This is a genomic window from Ruegeria sp. O4, assembly GCF_056535125.1.
This window is the reverse complement of record NZ_JBQERO010000003.1, coordinates 159,836-181,786: the sequence shown is the minus strand read 5'-3', so window position 1 is coordinate 181,786 and position 21,951 is coordinate 159,836. Positions and strand designations below refer to the sequence as shown.

The 21,951-nt window shown below is 57.6% G+C and carries 24 protein-coding genes; 11 read left to right on the top strand and 13 right to left on the bottom strand.

The annotated features are described in order from the left end of the window. Nucleotides 1-5: 5 nt before the first annotated feature. Both greA and ACR0J7_RS06700 read right to left on the bottom strand, forming a co-directional pair. Nucleotides 6-476: a transcription elongation factor GreA gene (gene greA, locus ACR0J7_RS06705; protein ID WP_209506599.1), complete on the bottom strand. Its 471-nt coding sequence runs from the start codon at nt 474-476 to the stop codon at nt 6-8. 234 nt (nt 477-710) lie between these two features. Next, on the bottom strand, nt 711-1,091 hold the full coding sequence (locus tag ACR0J7_RS06700; protein WP_209598670.1) for a VOC family protein: 381 nt from the start codon (nt 1,089-1,091) through the stop codon (nt 711-713). An 82-nt stretch (nt 1,092-1,173) separates the two neighbouring features. Here ACR0J7_RS06700 and soxR point away from each other — a divergent pair, with 82 nt between their 5' ends. From soxR to ACR0J7_RS06680, 4 genes are all read left to right on the top strand, one after another. Further along, on the top strand, nt 1,174-1,629 hold the full coding sequence (gene soxR, locus ACR0J7_RS06695) for a redox-sensitive transcriptional activator SoxR (protein ID WP_209598669.1): 456 nt from the start codon (nt 1,174-1,176) through the stop codon (nt 1,627-1,629). 136 nt (nt 1,630-1,765) lie between these two features. After that, nucleotides 1,766-3,412 carry an electron transfer flavoprotein-ubiquinone oxidoreductase gene (locus ACR0J7_RS06690; protein WP_480539009.1) on the top strand — a complete coding sequence of 549 codons (1,647 nt, stop codon included), beginning with the start codon at nt 1,766-1,768 and terminating at the stop codon, nt 3,410-3,412. 145 nt (nt 3,413-3,557) lie between these two features. Beyond that, the gene (locus ACR0J7_RS06685; protein ID WP_480773399.1) at nt 3,558-5,228 is read left to right on the top strand and encodes a tetratricopeptide repeat protein; all 1,671 of its coding nucleotides are present in this window, start codon (nt 3,558-3,560) and stop codon (nt 5,226-5,228) included. Next, nucleotides 5,218-6,039: a 4-(cytidine 5'-diphospho)-2-C-methyl-D-erythritol kinase gene (locus ACR0J7_RS06680; protein ID WP_480913635.1), complete on the top strand. Its 822-nt coding sequence runs from the start codon at nt 5,218-5,220 to the stop codon at nt 6,037-6,039. Before ACR0J7_RS06685 ends, ACR0J7_RS06680 begins: the two co-directional genes overlap by 11 nt. Here the strand turns inward: ACR0J7_RS06680 and ACR0J7_RS06675 are convergent. Continuing rightward, nucleotides 6,032-7,030, bottom strand: a complete 999-nt coding sequence (locus ACR0J7_RS06675) for a polyprenyl synthetase family protein (protein ID WP_480913633.1) — start codon at nt 7,028-7,030, stop codon at nt 6,032-6,034. The genes ACR0J7_RS06680 and ACR0J7_RS06675 overlap by 8 nt on opposite strands. A gap of 56 nt (nt 7,031-7,086) precedes the next feature. Here ACR0J7_RS06675 and ACR0J7_RS06670 point away from each other — a divergent pair, with 56 nt between their 5' ends. The 3 genes from ACR0J7_RS06670 (at nt 7,087) to ACR0J7_RS06660 (ending at nt 8,359) form a co-directional block, all read left to right on the top strand. Next, nucleotides 7,087-7,302, top strand: a complete 216-nt coding sequence (locus tag ACR0J7_RS06670) for a putative signal transducing protein (RefSeq protein ID WP_050604033.1) — start codon at nt 7,087-7,089, stop codon at nt 7,300-7,302. Then, the gene (locus tag ACR0J7_RS06665; RefSeq protein ID WP_480899231.1) at nt 7,299-8,063 is read left to right on the top strand and encodes a tRNA1(Val) (adenine(37)-N6)-methyltransferase; all 765 of its coding nucleotides are present in this window, start codon (nt 7,299-7,301) and stop codon (nt 8,061-8,063) included. The genes ACR0J7_RS06670 and ACR0J7_RS06665 overlap by 4 nt, the downstream gene beginning before the upstream one ends. Before the next feature lie 131 nt (nt 8,064-8,194). Next, complete coding sequence (locus tag ACR0J7_RS06660) at nt 8,195-8,359, top strand: YdcH family protein (RefSeq protein ID WP_083445267.1); 165 nt, start codon at nt 8,195-8,197, stop codon at nt 8,357-8,359. Here the strand turns inward: ACR0J7_RS06660 and yddG are convergent. The 10 genes from yddG to ACR0J7_RS06610 form a co-directional block, all read right to left on the bottom strand. Then, nucleotides 8,356-9,222, bottom strand: coding sequence for an aromatic amino acid exporter YddG (gene yddG, locus ACR0J7_RS06655; protein WP_480483101.1), 867 nt, complete (start codon nt 9,220-9,222; stop codon nt 8,356-8,358). The two genes, ACR0J7_RS06660 and yddG, sit on opposite strands and share 4 nt — an antisense overlap. Continuing rightward, the gene (locus ACR0J7_RS06650) at nt 9,219-10,166 is read right to left on the bottom strand and encodes a transcriptional regulator GcvA (RefSeq protein WP_480483103.1); all 948 of its coding nucleotides are present in this window, start codon (nt 10,164-10,166) and stop codon (nt 9,219-9,221) included. The genes yddG and ACR0J7_RS06650 overlap by 4 nt, the downstream gene beginning before the upstream one ends. Nucleotides 10,167-10,464: 298 nt before the next feature. Continuing rightward, nucleotides 10,465-11,187 (bottom strand): acetoacetyl-CoA reductase, encoded by a 723-nt coding sequence (gene phbB / locus ACR0J7_RS06645; RefSeq protein ID WP_480773342.1) that lies wholly within the window; start codon nt 11,185-11,187, stop codon nt 10,465-10,467. 186 nt (nt 11,188-11,373) lie between these two features. After that, complete coding sequence (locus ACR0J7_RS06640; protein ID WP_209598663.1) at nt 11,374-12,549, bottom strand: acetyl-CoA C-acetyltransferase; 1,176 nt, start codon at nt 12,547-12,549, stop codon at nt 11,374-11,376. A 190-nt stretch (nt 12,550-12,739) separates the two neighbouring features. Beyond that, the gene (locus ACR0J7_RS06635; protein WP_480773341.1) at nt 12,740-13,573 is read right to left on the bottom strand and encodes an EAL domain-containing protein; all 834 of its coding nucleotides are present in this window, start codon (nt 13,571-13,573) and stop codon (nt 12,740-12,742) included. Between the two features lie 104 nt (nt 13,574-13,677). Beyond that, nucleotides 13,678-13,866 carry a hypothetical protein gene (locus ACR0J7_RS06630; RefSeq protein ID WP_480585514.1) on the bottom strand — a complete coding sequence of 63 codons (189 nt, stop codon included), beginning with the start codon at nt 13,864-13,866 and terminating at the stop codon, nt 13,678-13,680. A 90-nt stretch (nt 13,867-13,956) separates the two neighbouring features. Beyond that, on the bottom strand, nt 13,957-14,928 hold the full coding sequence (locus tag ACR0J7_RS06625; RefSeq protein ID WP_480558781.1) for a sterol desaturase family protein: 972 nt from the start codon (nt 14,926-14,928) through the stop codon (nt 13,957-13,959). Continuing rightward, entirely contained in the window at nt 14,925-15,311 is a 387-nt protein-coding gene (locus ACR0J7_RS06620; RefSeq protein WP_480558783.1) for a hypothetical protein, read from the bottom strand. The genes ACR0J7_RS06625 and ACR0J7_RS06620 overlap by 4 nt, the downstream gene beginning before the upstream one ends. Before the next feature lie 114 nt (nt 15,312-15,425). Then, entirely contained in the window at nt 15,426-15,551 is a 126-nt protein-coding gene (locus tag ACR0J7_RS06615; RefSeq protein ID WP_480558785.1) for a hypothetical protein, read from the bottom strand. A gap of 73 nt (nt 15,552-15,624) precedes the next feature. Further along, the gene (locus ACR0J7_RS06610; protein ID WP_267363231.1) at nt 15,625-16,191 is read right to left on the bottom strand and encodes a TlpA disulfide reductase family protein; all 567 of its coding nucleotides are present in this window, start codon (nt 16,189-16,191) and stop codon (nt 15,625-15,627) included. A gap of 21 nt (nt 16,192-16,212) precedes the next feature. Between ACR0J7_RS06610 and argH the strand changes: the two genes are divergently transcribed. From argH to ACR0J7_RS06590, 4 genes are all read left to right on the top strand, one after another. Beyond that, entirely contained in the window at nt 16,213-17,601 is a 1,389-nt protein-coding gene (gene argH, locus ACR0J7_RS06605) for an argininosuccinate lyase (RefSeq protein ID WP_480486632.1), read from the top strand. Continuing rightward, the gene (locus ACR0J7_RS06600) at nt 17,598-17,798 is read left to right on the top strand and encodes an argininosuccinate lyase (RefSeq protein ID WP_480486634.1); all 201 of its coding nucleotides are present in this window, start codon (nt 17,598-17,600) and stop codon (nt 17,796-17,798) included. Before argH ends, ACR0J7_RS06600 begins: the two co-directional genes overlap by 4 nt. Before the next feature lie 304 nt (nt 17,799-18,102). Next, on the top strand, nt 18,103-19,368 hold the full coding sequence (gene lysA / locus ACR0J7_RS06595; RefSeq protein WP_480899236.1) for a diaminopimelate decarboxylase: 1,266 nt from the start codon (nt 18,103-18,105) through the stop codon (nt 19,366-19,368). 96 nt (nt 19,369-19,464) lie between these two features. Further along, nucleotides 19,465-21,948: a TIGR02302 family protein gene (locus ACR0J7_RS06590; protein WP_480483367.1), complete on the top strand. Its 2,484-nt coding sequence runs from the start codon at nt 19,465-19,467 to the stop codon at nt 21,946-21,948. Nucleotides 21,949-21,951 lie beyond the last annotated feature (3 nt).

The window sequence follows — 21,951 nt, the reverse complement described above, 5'->3', positions numbered from 1 at the left end:
TCCGGTCAGGCGTACTTGATACTCAGAATTTCATAAGAGCGCACGCCGCCAGGGGTGCGCACCTCGACACTGTCACCTTCGTCCTTGCCGATCAGGGCGCGGGCGATGGGGGATTTGATATTCAAAAGGCCGGCTTCGATATTGGCTTCATATTCACCGACGATCTGCCACGTCTTTTCTTCGTCGGTATCCTCGTCAACCAATGTAACCTTTGCGCCAAACTTGATCGCGCCAGACAGTTTTGCCGGGTCAATTACATCCGCCAGTGACAGGATACCTTCCAGTTCCTTGATGCGACCTTCGATAAACCCCTGCTTTTCGCGGGCTGAATGATATTCGGCGTTTTCTTTCAGGTCGCCAAGTTCTCGCGCCGATGCGATGGCTTCGATGATCGCAGGGCGTTCGACGGATTTGAGGTTCTTCAGCTCAGCTGCGAGTGCGGCATTGCCCGCAGGCGTCATCGGGATCTTTTCCATACTCTCTACGTCCACGCATAAACTGACTCGCCCCGCCGCACAGAAGCGTCGGGGCGAGTCCTAGGTTGACGATTACCTGACCCAAATACCACGTGAATTGCAAGGGGTGTCAGCAGGTGCAGCGATCAATTTGCAACATTGCGCCGCTGGGATTGTTTCGGGTGTGGCCTATGGCGATGGTCCGGTTGCCCACCCTTGCACCATCGCTTTGAAGGCGTGCAGAGCCACAGCATCTCAATCATATTGAACCACTTCAAACTCGATGCCGTTGTCATCCCTGAAATAGAACCGACGCCCCGGTTCGTAATCGGCATGATTATGGGGTTCGAACCCGGCCTTGCGCACCTTGGCCTCGGTTGCATCGATATCTTCGACCAGAACACCAACATGATTCAGCCCGCCGACGATATCGTAGCTGCTTTCGACCAATGGTTTCGGCGCATCTGGTTTGTAAAGCGCAAGATAGGTGTGGGCCGATCCGACATGCACCGTGTATCCGCCTGATATTGCGGGTCCTTCCCACCGTGTTTTCCAGCCAAAGACCTGCTGCATCCAGGCGGCCGAGGCCTGTGGGTCGCTGACAGTGAAATTGGTATGTTCAAGCGTTGCCATCATGGGATCTCCTTTTTTTGGCTTGTTTCGACTCACCGTAATTTCTAAACCTAACTTTAGGTCAAGGTATTTCTTCGAGGGCGACATGGCTGTTTCAGAAGGGTTGGCAATCGGGGCATTGGCCCGACGTACGGGGTTGGCCGTTTCAGCGATCCGGTATTACGAAGCACAGGGTTTGATTGCGCCCTGGCGCAATGCGGGTGGGCAGCGACGTTACCAGCGGGCGGATATCCGGCGGCTGAGTTTTGTCATGATCGCACAGCAGTTCGGCCTGACCTTGCCTGAAATTCGCGAGGTCTTGTCGGGCTTGCCGGGAAAGCGAACACCGACACCACAAGATTGGAAAGCCATAAGCGTGCGGTTGCGCACTCATCTGGACCAGCGAATCGATACCCTGATGCGATTGCGCGACAATCTGGACGGCTGCATCGGGTGTGGGTGCCTCAGCTTGCCGAAATGCAAGCTTTATAACCCCGATGACAGGGCAAAATCCCATGGTAGCGGCCCCAGATACCTGATGGGTGATGCACCAGAGGACTGATGTGTCGAATAGCGCCCTTGTTACGCCGTGTTTCGATTGACCAAAGTCTTACTGACCATGTAATCAGCCGTGAAACAAAATTGCGCAGATCCTGCAGTGACAGCGCCAATTCGGAAAGTAAGCTAGGGAGCCCGCGATGGCCGAGATTGAACGCGAAGCAATGGAATATGACGTGGTGATCGTAGGCGCAGGTCCTGCGGGCCTGTCGGCGGCCATTCGTCTGAAACAGCTGGATGCGGATCTGAACGTTGTCGTTCTGGAAAAGGGCTCGGAAGTGGGCGCTCATATCCTGTCTGGCGCAGTTCTCGATCCCTGCGGGCTGGATGCTTTGATCCCGGATTGGAATGCTAAGGGTGCTCCGCTGAACGTGCCGGTGCATGAAGACAATTTCTACATGCTGGGCGAGGCAGGTAAAATCCGCATCCCCAACTTCCCGATGCCGCCGCTGATGAACAACCATGGCAACTACATCGTTTCGATGGGCAATGTTTGCCGCTGGATGGCCGAGCAGGCCGAGGAACTGGGCGTGGAAATCTTCCCCGGCATGGCCTGTTCCGAACTGGTTTACGGCGATAACGGTGAAGTCAAAGGCGTAGTGGCCGGTGTCTTTGGTCTGGAAGCGGACGGCTCTTATGGCCCCAACACCGAGCCGGGTATGGAATTGCACGGCAAATACGTTTTCCTGTCGGAAGGTGTGCGCGGCTCACTGTCCAAGGAAGTCATCGCCAAATACGACTTGTCTGCCGGCAAAGAGCCGCAGAAATACGGCGTCGGCATGAAAGAGATCTGGGAGATCGATCCGGCAAAGCACAAGGAAGGTACGGTCACGCACACAATGGGCTGGCCTCTGGGCGGCAACGCAGGCGGCGGGTCGTTCATCTATCATCTTGAAAACAATCAGGTCTATGTCGGCTTTGTGGTTCACCTGAACTACAAGAACCCGCACCTGTACCCCTACATGGAATTCCAGCGCTTCAAGCATCACCCGATGGTGGCCGAGCTGCTGAAAGGCGGCAAGCGCGTGGCTTACGGTGCCCGTGCGATCACCGAAGGCGGCCTTCAATCGATGCCCAAGCTGGTGGCACCGGGCGTGGCGCTGCTGGGCTGTTCTGCGGGCATGGTCAACGTGCCGCGCATCAAGGGCAACCACAACGCGATGCTGTCGGGCAAGGCCGCGGCTGAGGCTGCTTATGACGCGATCAAGGCTGACCGTTCAGGCGATGAGCTGACCGCTTACGAGGCCGATGTCCGCAATGGCGCAATTGGCAAGGACCTGAAGAAGGTGCGCAACGTCAAGCCGATGTGGTCCAAGTGGGGCATGATCCCTTCGCTGGTGCTGGGTGGTCTGGACATGTGGACCAACACATTGGGCTTTTCGCTCTTTGGTACGCTGGGACATGGCAAGAACGATGCCCAGTCGACCGAGGAAGCCAGCAAGCACAAGCCGATCAATTATCCCAAGCCCGATGGCACGCTGTCCTTTGACCGTCTGACCAACGTGTCCTTTGCGGCAACCAATCACGAGGAAAGCCAGCCCTGCCACCTGCGCCTGACGGACCCGGATATCCCGGTCAAGGTCAACCTGCCCAAGTTCGACGAACCGGCGCAGCGCTATTGCCCGGCAGGCGTGTACGAAATGGTCGAGGATGACAACGGTCCGCGATTCGTCATCAACTTCCAGAACTGCGTTCACTGCAAAACCTGCGACATCAAGGATCCAAGCCAGAATATCACTTGGACCACACCGCAGGGGGGCGACGGACCAAACTATCCGAACATGTAAGCAAAAAACCGGCAATGGCAGGGTCGTGAAGGCTCTGCCATTGCCTCTTGCCGACCGAAGCCCTAGCTTAACCGTCAGTCAACGATAGTAAGGCAGGATTTCGGTGGTTTCCCTGGTTCGTCGCGCGGCATTGTCCGTGCTGCTCATGTCGTCGGTCGCAGTTCCGGCCTATTCGGATTCGGGTGCCGGTTCATATCTGGCCGGGCGTCAGGCGATCTACGAAAGCGACTATTCTGCGGCGGAAAGATACTACGCCCAGGCTCTCAGGTTTGATCCGGAAAACGCGCTGCTCTTGGAAAGCGTTGTTGTCGCCCGCCTTGCGCTGGGGGAAATTGCCCGTGCTTTGCCTGTTGCAAAGCAGATCGAGGAAGCCAACCTTCCCAGTCAGGCCGCGCGCATGGCGATTTCGGCCAATTTGATTGCTGACGGCAAGTTTGACGAACTTCTGGCGCGTGACCCTGAAACGCAGGGGATCGGTCCTTTAGTTGATGGACTGATGATCGCATGGGCCCATCTGGGGCAAGGTGAAATGACAAAGGCCATGGAGCAGTTCGATGCCGTGGCCACGCAGGAAGGCCTCAGGGAATTTGCGCTGTATCACAAAGCCATGGCATTGGCCTCTATCGGCGATTTCGAAGGTGCCGAGGTGATATTTGCGGATAATAACGACGCGGTTGCGCGGTTCTCGCGTCGGGCCGCGCTGGCCCGTACAGAGGTGCTGTCACAGCTGGATCGCAACGAAGACGCCATTCGATTTCTGGACGATGTGTTTGTTTCCGGTAGCGATCCGACCATTGAAGCCTATACCGGCCAATTGACCGCGGGCGAGACGCTTCCGTTCACCCATGCGGGCTCTGCGCTGGATGGCATGGCGGAAATATTCTTTACCGTTGGTGCCGCATTGAACAGCGAGGCTTCGGCTGACTACGTCCTGCTTTACGCGCGACTGGCGAGCTTTCTGCGCCCTGACCACGTGGACGCCATTCTGCTGAGCGCGGAATTGCTGGACAAGCTGCAACAGTATGATCTGGCTGTTGCCGCCTATCGTATGGTCCCGGCAGGCAGCAATGACCACCATGCCGCAGAACTTGGACGGGCCGAAATCCTGGATAAATCCGGAAAAACCGATGCGGCCATCGAAGTTCTGCAAAACCTGGCGCTGCAAAACCCTGATTTGCCCAGCGTGCATGTTTCTCTGGCAGATCTTCAGCGTCGTCAGGAAAACTATGCGGCTGCGGTTGCCTCTTATGACACTGCGATTGCTTTGACGGACAGTCAGGCAGGTGGGAATTGGTTCCTGCACTACGCGCGCGGCATAAGCCACGAGCGGCTGAAGCAATGGGATCAGGCTGAAACCGATTTCCGCCGGGCGCTGGAGTTGAATCCGGATCAGCCGCAGGTGCTGAACTACTTGGGCTATTCTTTGGTAGAACGGAAAGAAAAGCTGGATGAAGCGCTGGACATGATCCAACGCGCGGTCGAAGCCCGCCCGGATAGCGGCTACATCGTGGACAGTCTGGGTTGGGTTCTGTTCCGTCTGGGTCGTTACGAAGAAGCGGTCGAGCATATGGAGCGCGCGGTCGAGCTGATGCCTGTTGATCCGGTCGTCAATGATCATCTGGGGGATGTCTATTGGGCTGTTGGACGTGCGCGCGAGGCCGAGTTCCAATGGAAGCGGGCGCTGTCCTTTGTTGACCCCGAAGACACAGATGGCGAGGCTGACCCAGATCGCATTCGACGCAAGATCGAGGTCGGACTAAGTGCCGTTCTGGCCGAAGAAGGTGCGGAACCTTTGAAAGTCGCAAATGGAAATTAAGGCGTTTGCGCCCGCCAAGATCAACCTGACCCTGCATGTGACCGGACGTCGTAAGGACGGTTATCACCTGTTGGATTCGTTAGTGGTTTTTGCTGATCTCGGCGATCAGTTGACATTCACACCCGGCCCCGAGCTGACTATGGACGTGAGTGGGGAGTTTGCTGAAGGCGTGCCCATGGACAGCCGTAACCTGGTCTGGAAAGCGGCCGAAGGTGTCGGTTGGACCGGGCATATCGACCTAACCAAATCTCTGCCCCACGGAGCAGGTATTGGGGGTGGGTCATCGGATGCGGCCGCCACGCTGAATATGCTGGGCGGTCTGGGCCGTGACATCCCGCCTGACCTGCCGTTGTCACTGGGGGCAGATGTGCCCGTTTGTCTCGAAAACCGGGCGATCAGAATGCAAGGCATTGGCGATCGTTTGGCGGCGGTAAACCTTCCGAACCTACCCGCACTGTTGGTCAACCCGAATGTGCCGGTGCCGACAGGTACCGTTTTCAACGCGCTGGCGTCCCGAGACAATCCGCCGATGCCTGAGCTGCTCCCTGATTTTGAAGACGCTGAAGCCTGTGCTCTGTGGTTGCGTGATCAACGCAATGACTTACAGGTACCTGCCATGGGTGTTGCACGTGAGATCGAGCAGGTTCTGGACGAGTTGAACATGACCAATCGTGCCCTTGTGACGCGCATGTCGGGATCCGGCTCGACCTGTTTTGCCCTATACCCCACAATGAAAGATGCGCATTTTGCGGCCTATGAGATCGCCGCAGCCCATCCTGATTGGTGGTGCCGCGCCACACAGCTCAATTGAGACGAGAAACCACGTAATCGGCCAATTCGCGCAACAGGCTGCGAATCTCATGATCGGGCAGAACATCCAAAGATGCCTTTGCCTTATTCGCCCAACCCAAAGCGTCCTGTCGGGTTTTTTCAAGCGTTGTGTATTTGTCCATCAGACCCAGCGCCTGATCCAGATCCCCGTCCTGTTGGCGGCCCTTTTCGATCGTACGCTCCCAGAAAGCGCGTTCTTCCGGCGTGGATTGCGCCACGGCTTTGATGACGGGCAGTGTCAGCTTCCGTTCACGGAAGTCATCGCCAACATTCTTCCCGGTCGCTTTGCTGTCGCCCTGATAATCCAGCAGGTCATCGGCAATCTGGAACGCGATGCCCAGTGAATCGCCATAGTCGAAAAGCGCTTTGACCTGCTCTTCCGAGGCACCTGAGATCACGCCGCCTACCTCGGTCGCGGCTGAAAACAATGCCGCCGTCTTGCCGCGCACGACCTGAAGGTAAACGCTTTCATCTGTACGTAGGTCGGTTGCTGCGGTCATTTGCAGTACCTCGCCTTCGGCGATGGTTGCTGAGGCATTGGCCAAGATATCCAGAACCCGCAGCGAACCCGTTTCGACCATCAATTGGAAGCTGCGGGAAAACAGGTAATCACCGACCAGCACACTGGATTTGTTGTCCCAAAGTAGATTTGCAGTTGGGCGACCGCGCCGTTGGGCGCTCTCATCCACAACGTCGTCGTGCAGAAGGGTGGCGGTGTGGATGAACTCGACCGTGGCAGCAAGGCGTACATGGTGCTCGCCCGAATAGCCAAACAGCCGCGCGGCTGCCAATGTCAGCATCGGCCGCAGGCGCTTTCCGCCCGCCTCGACCAGATGCTGGGTCACTTCGGGGATACGTGGGGCATGGTCCGACGCCATCCGGGTGCGGATCAACGTATTCACAGCCTCCATTTCACCCGCCAATATATCAGCGAGGCGCTCATGCGGTTTTGAGATCATGCCGACGGTCATCATTCTCCTGATACAAGGCTCGACTTCCGCCCCGCCTTGCCCTTACATCCATCCCCATGAAAGAACTATTGCGCAGTACCGATCCGACGATCCTGGCCTTTGCATCCGCTCTCCTTGAAGGCGAGGATATAGACTGCTTTCAGATGGACGTAAATATGAGCATCCTCGAAGGTGGGATCGGAATCTTTCCCCGCCGACTGATGGTTCGCGCCGAAGACCTGACCCGTGCCGAACGTGTGATGCGCGACAATGAAATTCCGCTGGGCCGATGACCCGGTTTTCCGATAGTGAACTCAGCTGCAATGATTTCTTGGGGGGCAGGGTTCGATTGCTGCAACCTCAGTCGGGTTATCGTGCCGGGGTCGACCCGGTATTGCTTGCCGCATCCGTTCCGGCCAGCGCAGGTCAGTCCGTGTTGGAGCTGGGGTGCGGCGCAGGGGCTGCCATTCTTTGCTTGTCCTCCCGAGTGCCCGGTCTGCATCTGACAGGTATCGAGCTACAGCCCGCCTATGCGGAATTGGCCCGCAGAAATGCGGAAATCAACCGGATAGAGCTGGAAGTTGTCCAAGCTGATCTGACCGCTTTGCCTGAGGCGTTTCGGCAGCGCCAGTTCGATCACGTCATTGCGAATCCGCCCTATTATCGGGCGGGGGCGCATAGCCCTGCAAAGGATGCGGGACGAAGTGTGGCCCTGAGCGAAGACACCCAGTTGGCCGACTGGATTGCAGTGGCTGCCAAACGCCTTGCGCCAAAAGGGTACCTGCACATGATCCAGAAAGCCGATCGACTGCCCGACATGCTGGCAGCGTGCCAGGGGTTGCTGGGATCGGTAGAGTTGTTGCCGCTAAGCCCACGGACAGGGCGAGAGGCTGAGCTGATCATTCTGCGCGCCCGCAAAGGAGGGCGTGCGGCATTTCGCCTCCACCCACCTTTGATTGTGCACGCGGGTGAACGTCACGAAAAAGACGGCGAAAGCTATACGGATGCAGTTTCGGCCGTGCTCCGGAAGGCCGCTGCCCTGCCCGGGTTTTGACGACGACCGGCAATGTCCAGCCGATTTTGTCGGATTTGTTTCAGATTCTGTGCGTCTGCAGCGTGACAGGGTGGAAACGATGTGATCAACTTCTTACGTGACATTCAGACACGTATAAAAGGAGGATCGCAATGAGCGTGAGCGCACATCTGACAGAACTGAAGAAAAAGCACGAATCTCTCGGTCTAGAAGTAGAACAAGCCCAACGCTCGCCAGGCATCGATGATCTCCACATAGCCCAGCTGAAGAAACAGAAGCTCAAGCTGAAGGAAGAGATCGAGCGACTGTCTGCTTAAGATTTCAAACTGGAACGGGCCGCGATCAAGGCCCCGCCGGTAATCAGAAAGGCCGCGATCGCCAGCCCCCAGGATGGGGCAGCGATCCCGGCCATCACCAAAGCAAGTGTCGACAAAAGCGGGGCCGCATAAGATGAGGTCCCGAGCATTTGAATATCACCCTGCTTTACCCCGATATCCCATACATAAAAGGCCAGTCCAACGGGCCCGAGGCCAAGTGCCAATACCGATAACCACCCCAGTGTCGTGTCGGGCAGCACGGTGTCTTCTATGGCCAGATGCAGCAGACCCGAAGCCATCGCAGCCATCAGACAAAAGACCGCAACCGAACTGGTCGGTGTACCCCCCAATTTGCGCGACAAAACCGAATAGCCTGACCATGTCAGGGCGCAAAGCAGGGCCAATGCATATCCCGGCAGGTGTTGTGCCTGAAAACCGGCGCTCCCGCCTCCGGTGATGATCAAAGCAGCCCCAACAAAGCCAAGGCATGCCCCGATCAAGTGACCAGTGCGAAGCTGCTCGCCCGGCAGCAGGCCGGAAAACAGAACGATAAGAAGGGGCCAGAGATAGGCAATCAACCCGGCCTCGGCCGCGGGGGCCATACGCAGGGCTGAAAAATACAATGCGTGATACCCGAACAGACCCAATGAACCGAACAGGTAGGTCGTCCAGGGGACCTGTTTCAACCCGCTAAACCCACCGGTTGCGGCTGTCCAAATCAACCCAAGTGCCCCACCAATCGAAAAGCAGATCGTGTTCAACAGCAATGGCGGTGTGGGTGCAGAGCCGACGGTCAAAAGCGCCAGCAAAGCCCATAATAGTACGGCCCCAAAGCCGATGGCTGTTGCGCGCGTTTTGGTCATGATCCGGAAACCTCTTCGATCGGAATAATGTCGAATTCATCCGAAATATGCGCGGTCTTTTCAATCTCGGTCAGGAACCAATCCCGAAATGCTGAGATCTGAGGACGTTTTTCGGCCCCCGGAAGGCACAGGAACCGGAACCGGCCCTGCGTTTCCAGCGCGACCTTGAAGGGGGCAACCAGCCGACCCTCGGTCAAGTCCTTGAGGATCATGGCGCGCCGTCCAAGGGCGACACCAACGCCGGCGACAGCGGCGTCAATCGCGTGATCTGCGTTGGAAAAATGCGCCCCATGAGTGGGGATAAAATCGATACCCACAGCGCGGAACCAGGCAGGCCAGTCGCAGGGCGGGGTCAGAAAATTGATCGAATCGTCGTGGATCAACGGTGCGTCGCGCAGGCTGTCTGGCGTGGTGAATTGCTCCGCTAGCTCCGGGGTCATGACCGGGGTCAGCCACTCTTTTCTTACAGGTACGGAATACAGCCCCTCATCGGCGGAATTGCCAAATCGGATGGCAACATCCACATCATCTCGCTCCAGATCCATGTTGCGCAATGTGGCCGAGAATTTCAGGTCGATTTCCGGATGTGCACGGGCGAATTCGTAAAGGCGAGGTGCGAGCCACTTTGCAGTCAGTGCCGGACCTGCGGTGACGGTCAATCCGGTGTCATCCTCCTGCCTGCGTACAGCACGCCACGCGCTTTGCAATGTGGCAAAGCCCTCTGCCGCGCCGGGGGCCAGGGCGCGGCCCGCATCAGTCAGTTCCACAGCACGGTTCAGACGGCGGAACAGAGGGCGACCCAGATGCTCCTCAAGCGATTTGATCTGAAAGGACAGGGCCGCTGGCGTCACGTGCAGCTCTTCCGCCGCTTTCGCGAAGGACATGTGCCGGGCCGCGGCATCAAAAGCTCGAAGCGCGGTAAGTGGGGGCAGATAATCACTCATGGTCGAGAAATTCTTAACTGAAGGTTCAGGAAACTTCGTTTGTCATGATCATAGGTGACCTTCATATTCACATCAGGTCAAGCAAAACTGAATTGAAAGGCGGCTACCATGATCGAGATGACAACAAATCCCGCCGCCCAAGTGGCGATCCTGCGCGCGCATGAAGAGCGTGGCAAGGTGGTCCGGCAGTTGTGGAATTGGGTATTGGGTTCCCGCTGATCGCAGCGCGCGCGATCTTACGGGATAAGGATGGGCCGGCCCTAATGGACCGGCCCGTTTTCACAATTCTGATTGCAGATCAGACGAAGAACTGGGCGCCGTTGGCCGAGATGGTCGAGCCGTTGATGAACTGAGATTCGTCCGAGGCCAGGAAGGTCACGCAGCGTGCAATCTCTTCTGGTTCGCCCAGACGACCGGCGGGGATCTGGCCAATAATCGATTCGCGTACCTTTTCGGGCACCGCCATCACCATCTCGGTTGCAATATAACCGGGGCAGATCGCGTTGGCCGTGATGCCTGCCCGCGCGCCTTCCTGCGCCAGAGATTTAACGATGCCCAGATCGCCCGCCTTGGTCGCAGCATAGTTCACCTGAGCGAACTGACCTTTCTGGCCGTTGATCGAGCTGATGACGATGACACGGCCAAATTTGCGCTCGCGCATGCCGGGCCAGACAGGGTGCACAGTGTTGAATACGCCGGTCAGGTTGGTGTCGATCACGTCTTTCCACTGATCGGGTGTCATTTTGTGGAAAGGTGCATCACGGGTGATGCCTGCGTTGGCGACAACGACATCGATGGGGCCAACCTCGGCCTCGACCTTTTCGATGCCCGCTTTGGATTCGTCATAATCGGCGACGTTCCACTTGTAGGTCTTGATGCCGGTTTCTTCGGTGAATTTCGCGGCGGCTTCGTCATTCCCTGCATAGGTGGCCGCAACGTTGTATCCTTCGGCTTTGAGCGCCTTGGAAATTGCTGCGCCAATGCCGCGGGAACCGCCGGTAACGAGTGCTGTACGTGCCATTTAGGACTCCTCCAATTTTGTCGCCTTGGTAATGCTGTTACTTTGAGAGATGTTTGTGCGCAATATTGTTTCGTCATTAAGGTGTTTATTTCGGATGGCAATATCGTCGCATCTAAGGGGTACGACCCCAGTGTAACAAAAAAGGGCGTCCCATGGACGCCCTTTTCTATTTGGTTATTGGCGCACTTAGTCGCGCTCCACACACAGGGCGACACCCATGCCGCCGCCGATGCACAAGGTGGCCAGACCTTTCTTTGCGTCGCGGCGCTTCATTTCGAACAGCAGCGTGTTCAGAACGCGGCAACCTGATGCGCCGATTGGGTGGCCGATGGCAATTGCGCCGCCGTTCACGTTCACAATCGACGGATCCCAGCCCATGTCTTTGTTCACTGCGCAGGCCTGCGCGGCAAAGGCTTCGTTGGCTTCAACCAGGTCCAGATCGTCGACGGACCAACCCGCTTTTTCCAATGCCTTGCGCGAAGCGTAGATCGGGCCAACGCCCATGATCGACGGGTCCAGCCCGGCAGTTGCGTAGGACGCGATGCGCGCCAAAGGTTCGATTCCGCGCTTCTCTGCGTTTTGAGCTGACATCAGCAGGGTTGCGGCCGCGCCGTCGTTCAGGCCCGAAGCGTTTGCAGCAGTGACCGATCCGTCCTTGGTAAAGGCGGGGCGCAGCTTTGCCATGGCTTCCATTGTAGCGCCGTGGCGGATGTATTCGTCCTTGTCCATCACGATGTCACCCTTGCGGGTCTTGATGGTGAAGGGCACGATTTCGTCGACAAATTTGCCAGCTTTTTGCGCCGCCTCGGCCTTGTTCTGCGAAGCAACAGCGAATTCATCCTGCATGTCGCGGCTGATCTGCCATTTCTCGGCAACATTTTCCGCCGTCTGACCCATGTGATAACCGTTGAAGGCATCCCACAGACCATCGCGGATCATGGTGTCGATATACTTCATATCGCCCATCTTGTGACCGGCGCGCAGGGCAGCTGCGTGGGGCGACAGGGTCATGTTCTCTTGGCCACCAGCGGCGACGATGTCGGCATCGCCGAGTTGGATGTGCTGAGCGCCCAATGCGACCGCACGCAGGCCTGAGCCGCAAACCTGGTTGATGCCCCAGGCGGCACTTTCTTGCGGCAAACCAGCGTTGATATGCGCCTGCCGAGCCGGGTTCTGCCCCTGAGCCGCAGTCAGCACCTGACCCAAGATGGTTTCGCTGACTTCGCCTTTTTCAATCCCGGCGCGCTCAACAACTGCTTCCAGGACGGCCGCGCCCAGATCATGTGCGGGGGTGTTCGCAAACGAACCACTAAAGCTGCCGACACCTGTTCGTGCGGCGGATGCGATTACTACGTTGGTCATATGATCAGTCCTTTACCGTCATTGTCTGGCGGAATGTCTGACGGCGCAGGCCGAGAGTTTCCCTCTCGAAACAAGAGCGCCCCGTTATCCCCCGCTCAAGTACTTCTGCAATAGCGTAATGCTGCACTTGCAGCAACGGGCAGCTTGTCTCAGCTTGGGAAATGGCGGAAAAATGTCGATCACCCACGGGTCAACTTGCTGTTTTTGAAATTTTTTCCTGTTTCCACTGGGGCGAAACACTGGGCGCGCCAAACAAAAAGCCCTGCATGCAATCCACGCCAAATTCAAGCAAAAATGCCGCATCCTTCTGAGTTTCGACCGATTCGGCAGTGACCAGAATTTCAAACTCACGCGCTACGGCAATCAGGGCCCGCACCAAAGCCTGGTTGTCGGGGCTGTTGCTGATGCCCCTGATAAACTGACCGTCGATCTTGGCGGCGTCGAACAGAAACTCGCGAAAGTGGCGGAAACTGAAGTTGCTGGCACCAAAGTCGTCCAGCGCAAAGGCGATGCCGCGATCCTGTAGGCGGTCCATGAAGTCGACCACCAATTCCGGCACCTGCATAGCAGAACTTTCGGAGATTTCTAGGATCAGCCGTTCGCCCAGTTGCGGATCCCGTTTCAGAAACCGGTCCAGTATACCGGACCAGTTGGAATAACCGATCGAGCGGGCGGACATGTTGATCGACAGGCGGATCTGGGGGTTGTTCACCAACGTGCGCAGACCAAGTTCCAACGCGACGCAGTCGAGATCACGTCCGATCGGAGTGTTTTCAACCTGTGGCATGAACTCGCGCGCGGGGATAACGCGCCCTGTTTCATCCAATACACGAATGAAGCCTTCGTAAAACGCGATGTCATGCGGCGGGTGCGCCTGAACAACCGGCTGAAAGGCCAACCGACATTGCTTGTGCTTCACAGCATCGGTTGCCATCTGAACCACCGAACGATCCCGTGTTGACACTGCTGCATTCAAAGGGGTGTCCAACCCTTCGGGAAGATTGGTGAGCTTTTTGTTTCCCATAGGCGCAGATTCCCGTGTGTCCGGAACAGGTGTTTTGACACAGTTTCGGGGCAAACAGATGAATCTGCGGTTAAAGCGTCAGATGAAGTTGCTTATTGCGGTTTTCAGCGCGCGGAGTGCCCGGCACGGGCCAGCGACGCCGCGGCTCCGAGAAGGGCTCCTGTCGCACCCAGAATCATCAGGACAAAACCCAATGCGATCAGAGTGCCAACAAAGCTGCCGAGCGCGGCAAGCATGGCCAGCAACAGGCCAAACAACCCCACGAAGGTTGAAATGGTTGCCAAACGTTTCATGCCGCCCCTCGCTCATCTATGCGCCACATTCAATCACTGATATGGCGTGCAAAGACCGGAGTTCAAGTCTAGCGGGGCCTGACGGCTGTATCAGGCCTGTTCTGCCTGTCCTTTGGGCAGGATCTTGTCGACCTGCTCAAAACCGGGCGTTCCCCGGTCCTCGGGATGGCGAGCCAGGTGCTTGGCTTTTATCTGTTCCGAGTTGTCGCGGCTGCCGTCGTGGCTGTACCCCGGAGGCGCGAAACAATAGGCCAGACGTTGCCGTAGTGTCAGGCCGGGCTGCGTGGCGTCGTGCCAGATGCCGACCCATTCGTGAAACGCAACGCGCAAAGGGTTGAAGGTGCCGATATTGTGAACCAGCCCGTAATCGACCCGATCGTTTTCCTGTTCAGGCACAAATGTCCCGAACATCTTGTCCCAGATGATGAAAACTCCGGCGTAATTGCAATCCAGATACCGTGCGTTCCGGCCGTGATGCGCGCGATGATGGCTGGGGGTATTCATGACCGCTTCGAACCATCGGGGCATCTTGCCGATGGCCTCGGTGTGAATCCAGAACTGATAGATCAGGTTCAATCCACCGACGAACAGAACCATGGCCGGATGGAAACCCAGCAGGATCAGCGGCGCGCGAACGACCATCATGAACGTAAAGGTATAGGTCCAAGTCTGCCGCAGAGCTGTGGTCAGATTGTAGTGCTGTGAACTGTGGTGGTTGACATGGCTGGCCCAGACCCAGCGAATGCGATGCCCAAAACGGTGTACCCAGTAATAGCGAAGATCATCCAGGACAAAGCACAGAATGATAATGGGAATTGACGTGCCCAGGTCCAAAGGAGTGATCTGCCACAGCCACATAAAAAACGCATAGGCAATAAAGCCCAGCAAAAAGCCCGACGCGATGTTCCCGGCCCCCATGATCAGCGAGGTTACAGCATCGCGCGTTTCATACCGCCCGCCTTTGCCTTTGACTGCGATCCACAGGAATTCTGCCAGAATAGCAGCGATGAAAAACGGGACGGCCCATTGCACCGCATCGGGAAAGCTTACCTGGTCTGTCATGCGGGCCTCATCAAGTGTTGCCAGTGCTGGCGTTCGGTCTGGTCAAGGTGAAGAGTCGCGCGCGGGGTGCTGAAGTCGTGAAACCGAACTTCGATGCCATTGGCGGTCTCAAACCAGTCGAAGTCCTGGAGATGCCGCGCTACTGTGTCGGCGCCGAAGGACCAGATCAACCCAGCCCCGTTCTGGGTTCTTACCAGCGCCGCGTGACCGTCATGGGCGATTGTCACGTCGATCACCGTGTCTTCAGGGAAATGCCGCAGCCACTGGCGTGGCGCCGTGTCTGGCGTCAGCACGTGCAACCGCGACTTGCCTGTCAGATGCAACAATACCGTAATCCCGGCTATGCCTCCAACGACCAACACCAATAGAATTTCCAGCGGCATTCCATCCTCCTGAGCGCAGAGTGCAAAGGAGGATGGAAACTGTCAAAGGTGGCGTGACGTCAGCTGTGTTGCAAAATCAAGGCTCTGATCGCAGCCATTCGAGAAGCAGGAATACTAGTCGGAGATCGCGTAGGTTACTGGATCTCCCTTTCCCTTCTTGCGTACATCTTTGGCGGTAGCAGCATCAGCGGCTATCCAGAAATCACCCGCCATCGCGGCAATTCCTTCAATTGATTTCATAAAAATATCCTCCGGGTTGAATGCCCGAAGGATATCGCGATTCACTGAACTCGCTGACTATAAGGCTATTTCCTCAGCTTTCTGCGCCAACAAGCGTTGAGATAATCGCCTTCGCGCTGTCCGAGTTCCATTCGGCGTCGCCGATCAACCGCGCGATTTCCTGACCTTCGGGATTCAGAATGACCGTGATGGGCAATGCGATGATACCGAATTCGCGCGCAGCAGCCGAGCTGAGGTCCTGGTGACGCGGCAGGTTGGATATGCCATTTTCTTCGAAGAACTTCTTGATTCCTGCTGGTGAGTTGCGGCCTGTGGCAAGGGTCAGAACCTGAAACTTGTCCCCCCCGAACTCGTCCTGCAACTCGGCGATCTGAGGCATTTCTTTGCGGCAGGGGGCGCACCAGGTGGCCCAGAAGTTCAGCAGAACATACTTGCCCTCATAATCGGCCAGCGTGCCGACACCCCCGTCATCTTCCAGCTGAAACTCGATCACTTTTGCCGGTTTGGGTTCTTCATGCAGGATTAGGCGCTTCAGACTGCCTTCCCGTAAGGGGCCCAGTGTCGCGGCATCGGTTGCCAAAGCGGCATTTGCACCTAGCGCAAGGGCCATATAAAGGGGGATCAAACGAAATAGGCGCATATCAACTCCGGGTTTTCTTACATGACCGATCAATCCTCGAACCAGATGTGGGGCGGCCGCTTTGCCGCCGGTCCAGACGCGATCATGGAGGCGATCAACGCCTCGATCGGGTTCGATCAGCGGATGGCAGCCCAAGACATCGAAGGCTCGCGCGCCCATGCGGCCATGTTGGCTGCTACAGGCGTCATAAGTGATAGTGATGCGCAGGCCATTCGGGAAGGGCTGCTCACCGTTTTGTCAGAAATCCAGAGCGGCACGTTTCAGTTTTCAACTGCGTTGGAAGACATACACATGAATGTCGAGGCGCGGCTGAAAGAGATCATCGGCGAGCCTGCTGGCCGTTTGCACACAGGGCGTTCGCGCAATGATCAGGTGGCGACGGATTTCAAACTGTGGGTCCGGGATCAGCTAGACGCGGCTGAAACTGGTCTGCTGGCTCTGATTCGCGCGCTTTTGGCACAGGCCGAAGCAGGCGCCGATTGGGTCATGCCCGGCTTCACCCACCTGCAAACTGCGCAACCCGTAACATGGGGCCACCACATGATGGCCTATGTCGAGATGTTCGGCCGCGACCTGAGCCGAGTCCGCGACGCCCGTGCCCGAATGAACGAATCCCCGTTGGGGGCCGCCGCACTGGCGGGTACATCTTTCCCCATTGATCGCCATATGACGGCGCAGGCGTTGGGCTTTGATCGCCCCGCCGCCAACTCGCTGGATGCCGTCAGCGACCGCGATTTCGCGCTGGAGTTCCTGTCGACCGCCTCGATCTGCGCTGTGCACCTGTCGCGCTTTGCCGAGGAGCTGGTGATTTGGTCGTCGGCCCAGTTCCGTTTCGTGTCCCTGTCCGACCGGTTTTCGACCGGCTCGTCGATCATGCCGCAGAAAAAGAACCCGGATGCAGCCGAACTGATCCGCGCCAAGGTTGGGCGTATCTATGGGGCCAATACCGCGCTGATGATGGTGATGAAGGGCCTGCCGCTGACCTATTCAAAGGACATGCAGGAGGACAAGGAACAGGTCTTTGATGCCGCCGACAACTGGATGCTGGCACTGGCTGCGATGGAAGGGATGGTCAAGGACATGACCGCCAACCGCGACAGCCTTGCCGCCGCCGCCGGCTCGGGTTTCTCGACCGCTACGGATCTGGCCGACTGGCTGGTGCGGGTGCTGGGCCTGCCGTTTCGGGATGCGCATCACGTCACCGGATCACTGGTGGCCATGGCCGAAGGCAAGGATTGTGATCTGCCCGACCTGACGCTGGATGATATGCAATCGGTCCATGGTGATATCTCGGATGATGTCTACTCTGTCCTTGGCGTCGACAATTCGGTAAACTCGCGGCAGTCCTACGGTGGTACCGCCCCCGATCAGGTGCGGGCCCAGATCGAACGATGGAAGGCAATGGTATGACAACCGCGCTACGTGCGATCCTGATTGCGGTTTCCGGTCTGGTGCTGGCCGGGTGCGGGGCTGATGGCGAGCCTGATCAACCAACTGCCCCTCAACCCACGGTCAGTGCCACCATTGGGGTTGGATCAAGCGGCGCGTATGTTGGCGGGGGTGTCGGCCTAAGCCGCGGACCGCTGGGCATTTATCTTGGATTCTGATCCTTTTGAATGTTGCGCCCATGGTCCCGGCACCTCATGTTGGGTCCACGTATCGATTACCTGTCACACAAAGAAATGGTATTGAAATGAGAGTTCTGGGATTGGTTTGTGCACTTGTTGTTTTGGCGGCTTGCGAGCCTTCGTCAGCGCGACGCCCGGAACCTGCGGCCGAACCAAAACAATCGGGCACCGGCATTTCTATCTCGGGCTATGGCCGAGTTGGTGTTTCAACGCAAAACTAAACCGGGACCAAGGATACAGAATCCATTGATCCGAAGTCCTTTTATGGTCTAAGCGCGCAAGCATGGATCACTTTTTGTACCGCGACGGCGCGCTTTACGCCGAGGATGTCCCCGTCTCCGAAATCGCAGCCGCGGTTGGAACACCGTTCTACGTCTATTCCACGGCTACATTGCTGCGGCATTTCAAGCTGTTCGATGACGCGTTGGACGGCACCGATCATCTGGTCTGCTACGCGATGAAGGCGGCCAGCAATCAGGCGATCCTTAAGACATTGGCACAAGCAGGTGCGGGGATGGACGTGGTCTCGGGCGGAGAATATCTGCGGGCGAAGGCGGCTGGTGTTCCCGGTGACAAGATCGTGTTCTCAGGTGTGGGGAAAACAGCGGACGAGATACGCATGGCGCTGAGCGGCGGCATTCGCCAGTTCAATGTCGAATCCGAGCCCGAAATGGAAGTGATCAACGCCATTGCGCTTGAGCTTGGCGTGATCGCGCCGATTACCGTCAGGGTGAACCCGGATGTTGATGCCAGGACGCATGCCAAGATTGCCACGGGCAAGTCCGAGAACAAGTTTGGCATTCCGATTGCCCGCGCCTCGGAAGTTTATGCTCACGCCGCCGACCTGCCGGGGCTGGAGGTGATCGGCATCGACGTTCACATCGGCTCGCAACTGACCGAACTTGAACCGTATGAGTTGGCCTACACAAAGGTGGCCGAGCTGACCGAGCGCCTCCGCTCTGAAGGTCACAACATTAGGCGCCTCGACCTGGGCGGTGGTTTGGGCATTCCATACACCCGGTCGAACGACGCACCGCCCTTGCCGATTGAATATGGTGCGCTGGTCAAGAAAACACTGGGCCATCTGGGCTGTGAGATCGAGATTGAGCCGGGCCGCCTGATCGCGGGCAATGCCGGGATCATGGTCAGCAAGGTCATCTATGTGAAATCAGGTGAAGGTCGCGACTTTTTGATCCTTGATGGGGCGATGAATGACCTGATCCGTCCCGCAATGTACGAAGCGTACCACGATATCGTAGCGGTGCAGGAACCGGCGGCTGGCGTGGAACAGCAAGCCTATGACATCGTAGGCCCGGTCTGCGAATCCGGTGATACCTTTGCCAAGCAGCGCAATATGCCACCGTTGAAATCGGGTGATCTGGTCGCATTTCGCAGCGCGGGTGCATACGGTGCGGTGATGTCCAGCGAATACAATACCCGTCCGTTGATCCCTGAAGTTCTGGTGAATGGCGATCAATTTGCAGTCATTCGTGAACGGCCAAGCTTTGACGAAATCATAAACCGCGATACCATACCATCGTGGCTTTGACGCGATAACCGCGCGGGCCCGTCCCGGAGGCCCGTCTTGACCAACAGTACGAACCTGCCCATTCCGCGCCTGTCCCTGTGGCTAACCCATCTTGGCATGGTGGCTGAACAGGTGCTGCGCGCGTTCTGGCCTGCGTTCTCGATTGTTCTGGCTTTGCTCGCCGCTCTGATGCTGGGGCTGCAGGATCATCTGCCCGTTGAAATCGTCTGGGGTGCTGGTGCGCTCTCGTTGATCTCTTTTGGTGTAGCATCCGTCCGCGGTGTCACGAAATTCAAACTGCCGTCCCGCGCTGATGCGCTGGCGCGGCTGGATGAGGCTCTGCCCGGTCGACCTATTCAGGCTTTGCTGGATGATCAGGCAATCGGTACCAACGATGGGGACTCGGTTGCCTTGTGGCAGGCGCACAAAGCCCGCATGGCACAGCGTGCGGCCACTGCTGAGGCTGTGAAACCAGATCTTCGGCTTGCGTCGCGTGATCCGTATGCGCTGCGCTATGCCGCTCTGCTGGCATTTGTCGTGGCGCTGATCTTTGGTTCGTTGTGGCGCGTGGGTTCAGTGGCGGACATGGCGCCGGGTACAGCCGTCGCTGGACAGGGCCCAACTTGGGAAGGATGGGTGGAACCCCCCAGATACACAGGTTTGCCGACCTTATATCTTGCTGATCAGACGGGGGCGGCGCTTTCTGTTCCCAAGGGCAGTCGCATCACCTTGCGACTTTACGGTGAGGTCGGTGCACATAGTCTGACCGAAAGCAGTTCTGCCAGCGGAACCGAGGCGGCAACAGACCCGGAACAGGAGTTTGTCGCCGAACGCTCGGGTCAGTTGCGCATTGATGGTCCGGTGGGGCGGGACTGGTCGGTGCAGGTCATTGACGACGCGGCTCCGCAGATTGCAGTTTCCGGTACCGCCGAGTCTGAAGCGGGCGGGCAGATGAAGCTGCCATTTTCCGCCAGCGACGATTACGGAGTGGTTTCGGGCTTGGCCCGGATCGAGCTGGATTTGGCGGCGATTGACCGTCGGTACGGACTGGCGGCCGAGCCAGAGCCGCGCGAGGTGATCGAAATTGAATTACCCATGCCGATCACCGGTGATCGGGCAGATTTCACCGAAGACCTGATCGAGGACTTCTCGCAGCATCCGTGGGCGCATTTGCCGGTCAGGATTACCTTGATGGCAACGGATGCAGCGGAGCAGCAAACGTCTTCGGATTCCTATGAGACGGCTTTGCCAGCACGGCGCTTCTTTGATCCGCTGGCGGCAGCCGTGATTGAGCAAAGGCGCGATCTGCTTTGGTCGCGATCCAATGCGCCTCGTGTCTCGCAATTGCTGAGGGCTGTGTCGCACCGCCCTGAGGATCTGTTTCGTTCTGACACAGCCTATCTGCGTCTGCGGGTTGTTCTGAGGCGATTGGAAACTTTTCATCGATACGGGTTGAAACCCAAACAACAGGAAGAGATTGCACAAGCCCTGTGGGACCTTGCCGTGGTGATCGAGGACGGGACGCTGGCGGATGCATTGGAACGGATGCGCCGCGCGCAGGAACGTCTGACCGAGGCGATGAAGAACGGGGCCAGCGATGAAGAAATAGCGGAGTTGATGCAGGAATTGCGCGAGGCGACGCAGGATTACCTTCAGCAACTACAACGTCTGGCACAGCAAGATGGAGAAGACGGCGAACGTCAGCCCGGCCAGAATAGTGAATCTTTGCAAATGACGCAGGATGACCTGCAGCGCATGATGGACCGTATTCAGGAACTGATGGAACAAGGTCGCATGGCCGAAGCCCAGCAGGCGCTGGAAGAATTCCAGCAGATGATGGAGAACATGCGTGTAACTCAGGGTCAGGGCCAAGGGCAGCAATCCGAAGGCCAGCAGGCCATGGAAGGTCTTGCCGAAACCCTGCGCGAACAGCAGGGTCTTAGCGATCAGGCCTTTCGTGATTTGCAGGAACAATTCAACCCCGGCGCGCAATCAGGTGAAAGCCAAGGGAACGAAGGTCGCAACGGCGGGCAAGGTCGGGGGCAAAGCCACGAAGGTCAGGGCGGACAAGGTGAAGGTTCGGATCAGGCTGGAGACGGTGAGCAGGGGCAAGGCTCGCTCGCCGACCGACAGCAAGCGTTGAGAGACGAGTTGGGTCGTCAGCAACAAGGTCTCCCCGGTGTCGGCACACCCGAAGGTGACGCCGCGCGCGAGGCGCTGGATCGGGCCGGGCGCGCCATGGACGAGGCCGAGCAGGCCCTGCGTGGCGATGATCTCGCCGAAGCTATCGACCGTCAATCCGAAGCGATGGAAGCGTTGCGCGAAGGGATGCGGTCGCTGGGTGAAGCCATGGCGCAGGAACAGCAGAACCAACCAGGGCAGGGAACGCAGGACGGCGACATGCAGGCCAACAACCGCGATCCTCTGGGCCGAAACCCAGGCGCTGCGGGTTCGATTTCAACCGACGAGAACCTGTTGCAGGGCGAAGACGTTTATCGCCGGGCGCGCGAGTTGCTGGATGAAATCCGCCGTCGGACCGGTGAAACAGATCGTCCCCAGATCGAGCTGGAATACCTCAAGCGGTTGCTGGAGCGGTTCTAGCCC

Coding starts and splice junctions, on each gene's coding strand:
- greA (WP_209506599.1), bottom strand. CDS start 476: ATGGAAAAGATCCCGATGACGCCTGCGGGCAATGCCGCACTCGCAGCT.
- ACR0J7_RS06700 (WP_209598670.1), bottom strand. CDS start 1,091: ATGATGGCAACGCTTGAACATACCAATTTCACTGTCAGCGACCCACAG.
- soxR (WP_209598669.1), top strand. CDS start 1,174: ATGGCTGTTTCAGAAGGGTTGGCAATCGGGGCATTGGCCCGACGTACG.
- ACR0J7_RS06690 (WP_480539009.1), top strand. CDS start 1,766: ATGGCCGAGATTGAACGCGAAGCAATGGAATATGACGTGGTGATCGTA.
- ACR0J7_RS06685 (WP_480773399.1), top strand. CDS start 3,558: ATGTCGTCGGTCGCAGTTCCGGCCTATTCGGATTCGGGTGCCGGTTCA.
- ACR0J7_RS06680 (WP_480913635.1), top strand. CDS start 5,218: ATGGAAATTAAGGCGTTTGCGCCCGCCAAGATCAACCTGACCCTGCAT.
- ACR0J7_RS06675 (WP_480913633.1), bottom strand. CDS start 7,030: ATGACCGTCGGCATGATCTCAAAACCGCATGAGCGCCTCGCTGATATA.
- ACR0J7_RS06670 (WP_050604033.1), top strand. CDS start 7,087: ATGAAAGAACTATTGCGCAGTACCGATCCGACGATCCTGGCCTTTGCA.
- ACR0J7_RS06665 (WP_480899231.1), top strand. CDS start 7,299: ATGACCCGGTTTTCCGATAGTGAACTCAGCTGCAATGATTTCTTGGGG.
- ACR0J7_RS06660 (WP_083445267.1), top strand. CDS start 8,195: ATGAGCGTGAGCGCACATCTGACAGAACTGAAGAAAAAGCACGAATCT.
- yddG (WP_480483101.1), bottom strand. CDS start 9,222: ATGACCAAAACGCGCGCAACAGCCATCGGCTTTGGGGCCGTACTATTA.
- ACR0J7_RS06650 (WP_480483103.1), bottom strand. CDS start 10,166: ATGAGTGATTATCTGCCCCCACTTACCGCGCTTCGAGCTTTTGATGCC.
- phbB (WP_480773342.1), bottom strand. CDS start 11,187: ATGGCACGTACAGCACTCGTTACCGGCGGTTCCCGCGGCATTGGCGCA.
- ACR0J7_RS06640 (WP_209598663.1), bottom strand. CDS start 12,549: ATGACCAACGTAGTAATCGCATCCGCCGCACGAACAGGTGTCGGCAGC.
- ACR0J7_RS06635 (WP_480773341.1), bottom strand. CDS start 13,573: ATGGGAAACAAAAAGCTCACCAATCTTCCCGAAGGGTTGGACACCCCT.
- ACR0J7_RS06630 (WP_480585514.1), bottom strand. CDS start 13,866: ATGAAACGTTTGGCAACCATTTCAACCTTCGTGGGGTTGTTTGGCCTG.
- ACR0J7_RS06625 (WP_480558781.1), bottom strand. CDS start 14,928: ATGACAGACCAGGTAAGCTTTCCCGATGCGGTGCAATGGGCCGTCCCG.
- ACR0J7_RS06620 (WP_480558783.1), bottom strand. CDS start 15,311: ATGCCGCTGGAAATTCTATTGGTGTTGGTCGTTGGAGGCATAGCCGGG.
- ACR0J7_RS06615 (WP_480558785.1), bottom strand. CDS start 15,551: ATGAAATCAATTGAAGGAATTGCCGCGATGGCGGGTGATTTCTGGATA.
- ACR0J7_RS06610 (WP_267363231.1), bottom strand. CDS start 16,191: ATGCGCCTATTTCGTTTGATCCCCCTTTATATGGCCCTTGCGCTAGGT.
- argH (WP_480486632.1), top strand. CDS start 16,213: ATGACCGATCAATCCTCGAACCAGATGTGGGGCGGCCGCTTTGCCGCC.
- ACR0J7_RS06600 (WP_480486634.1), top strand. CDS start 17,598: ATGACAACCGCGCTACGTGCGATCCTGATTGCGGTTTCCGGTCTGGTG.
- lysA (WP_480899236.1), top strand. CDS start 18,103: ATGGATCACTTTTTGTACCGCGACGGCGCGCTTTACGCCGAGGATGTC.
- ACR0J7_RS06590 (WP_480483367.1), top strand. CDS start 19,465: ATGGTGGCTGAACAGGTGCTGCGCGCGTTCTGGCCTGCGTTCTCGATT.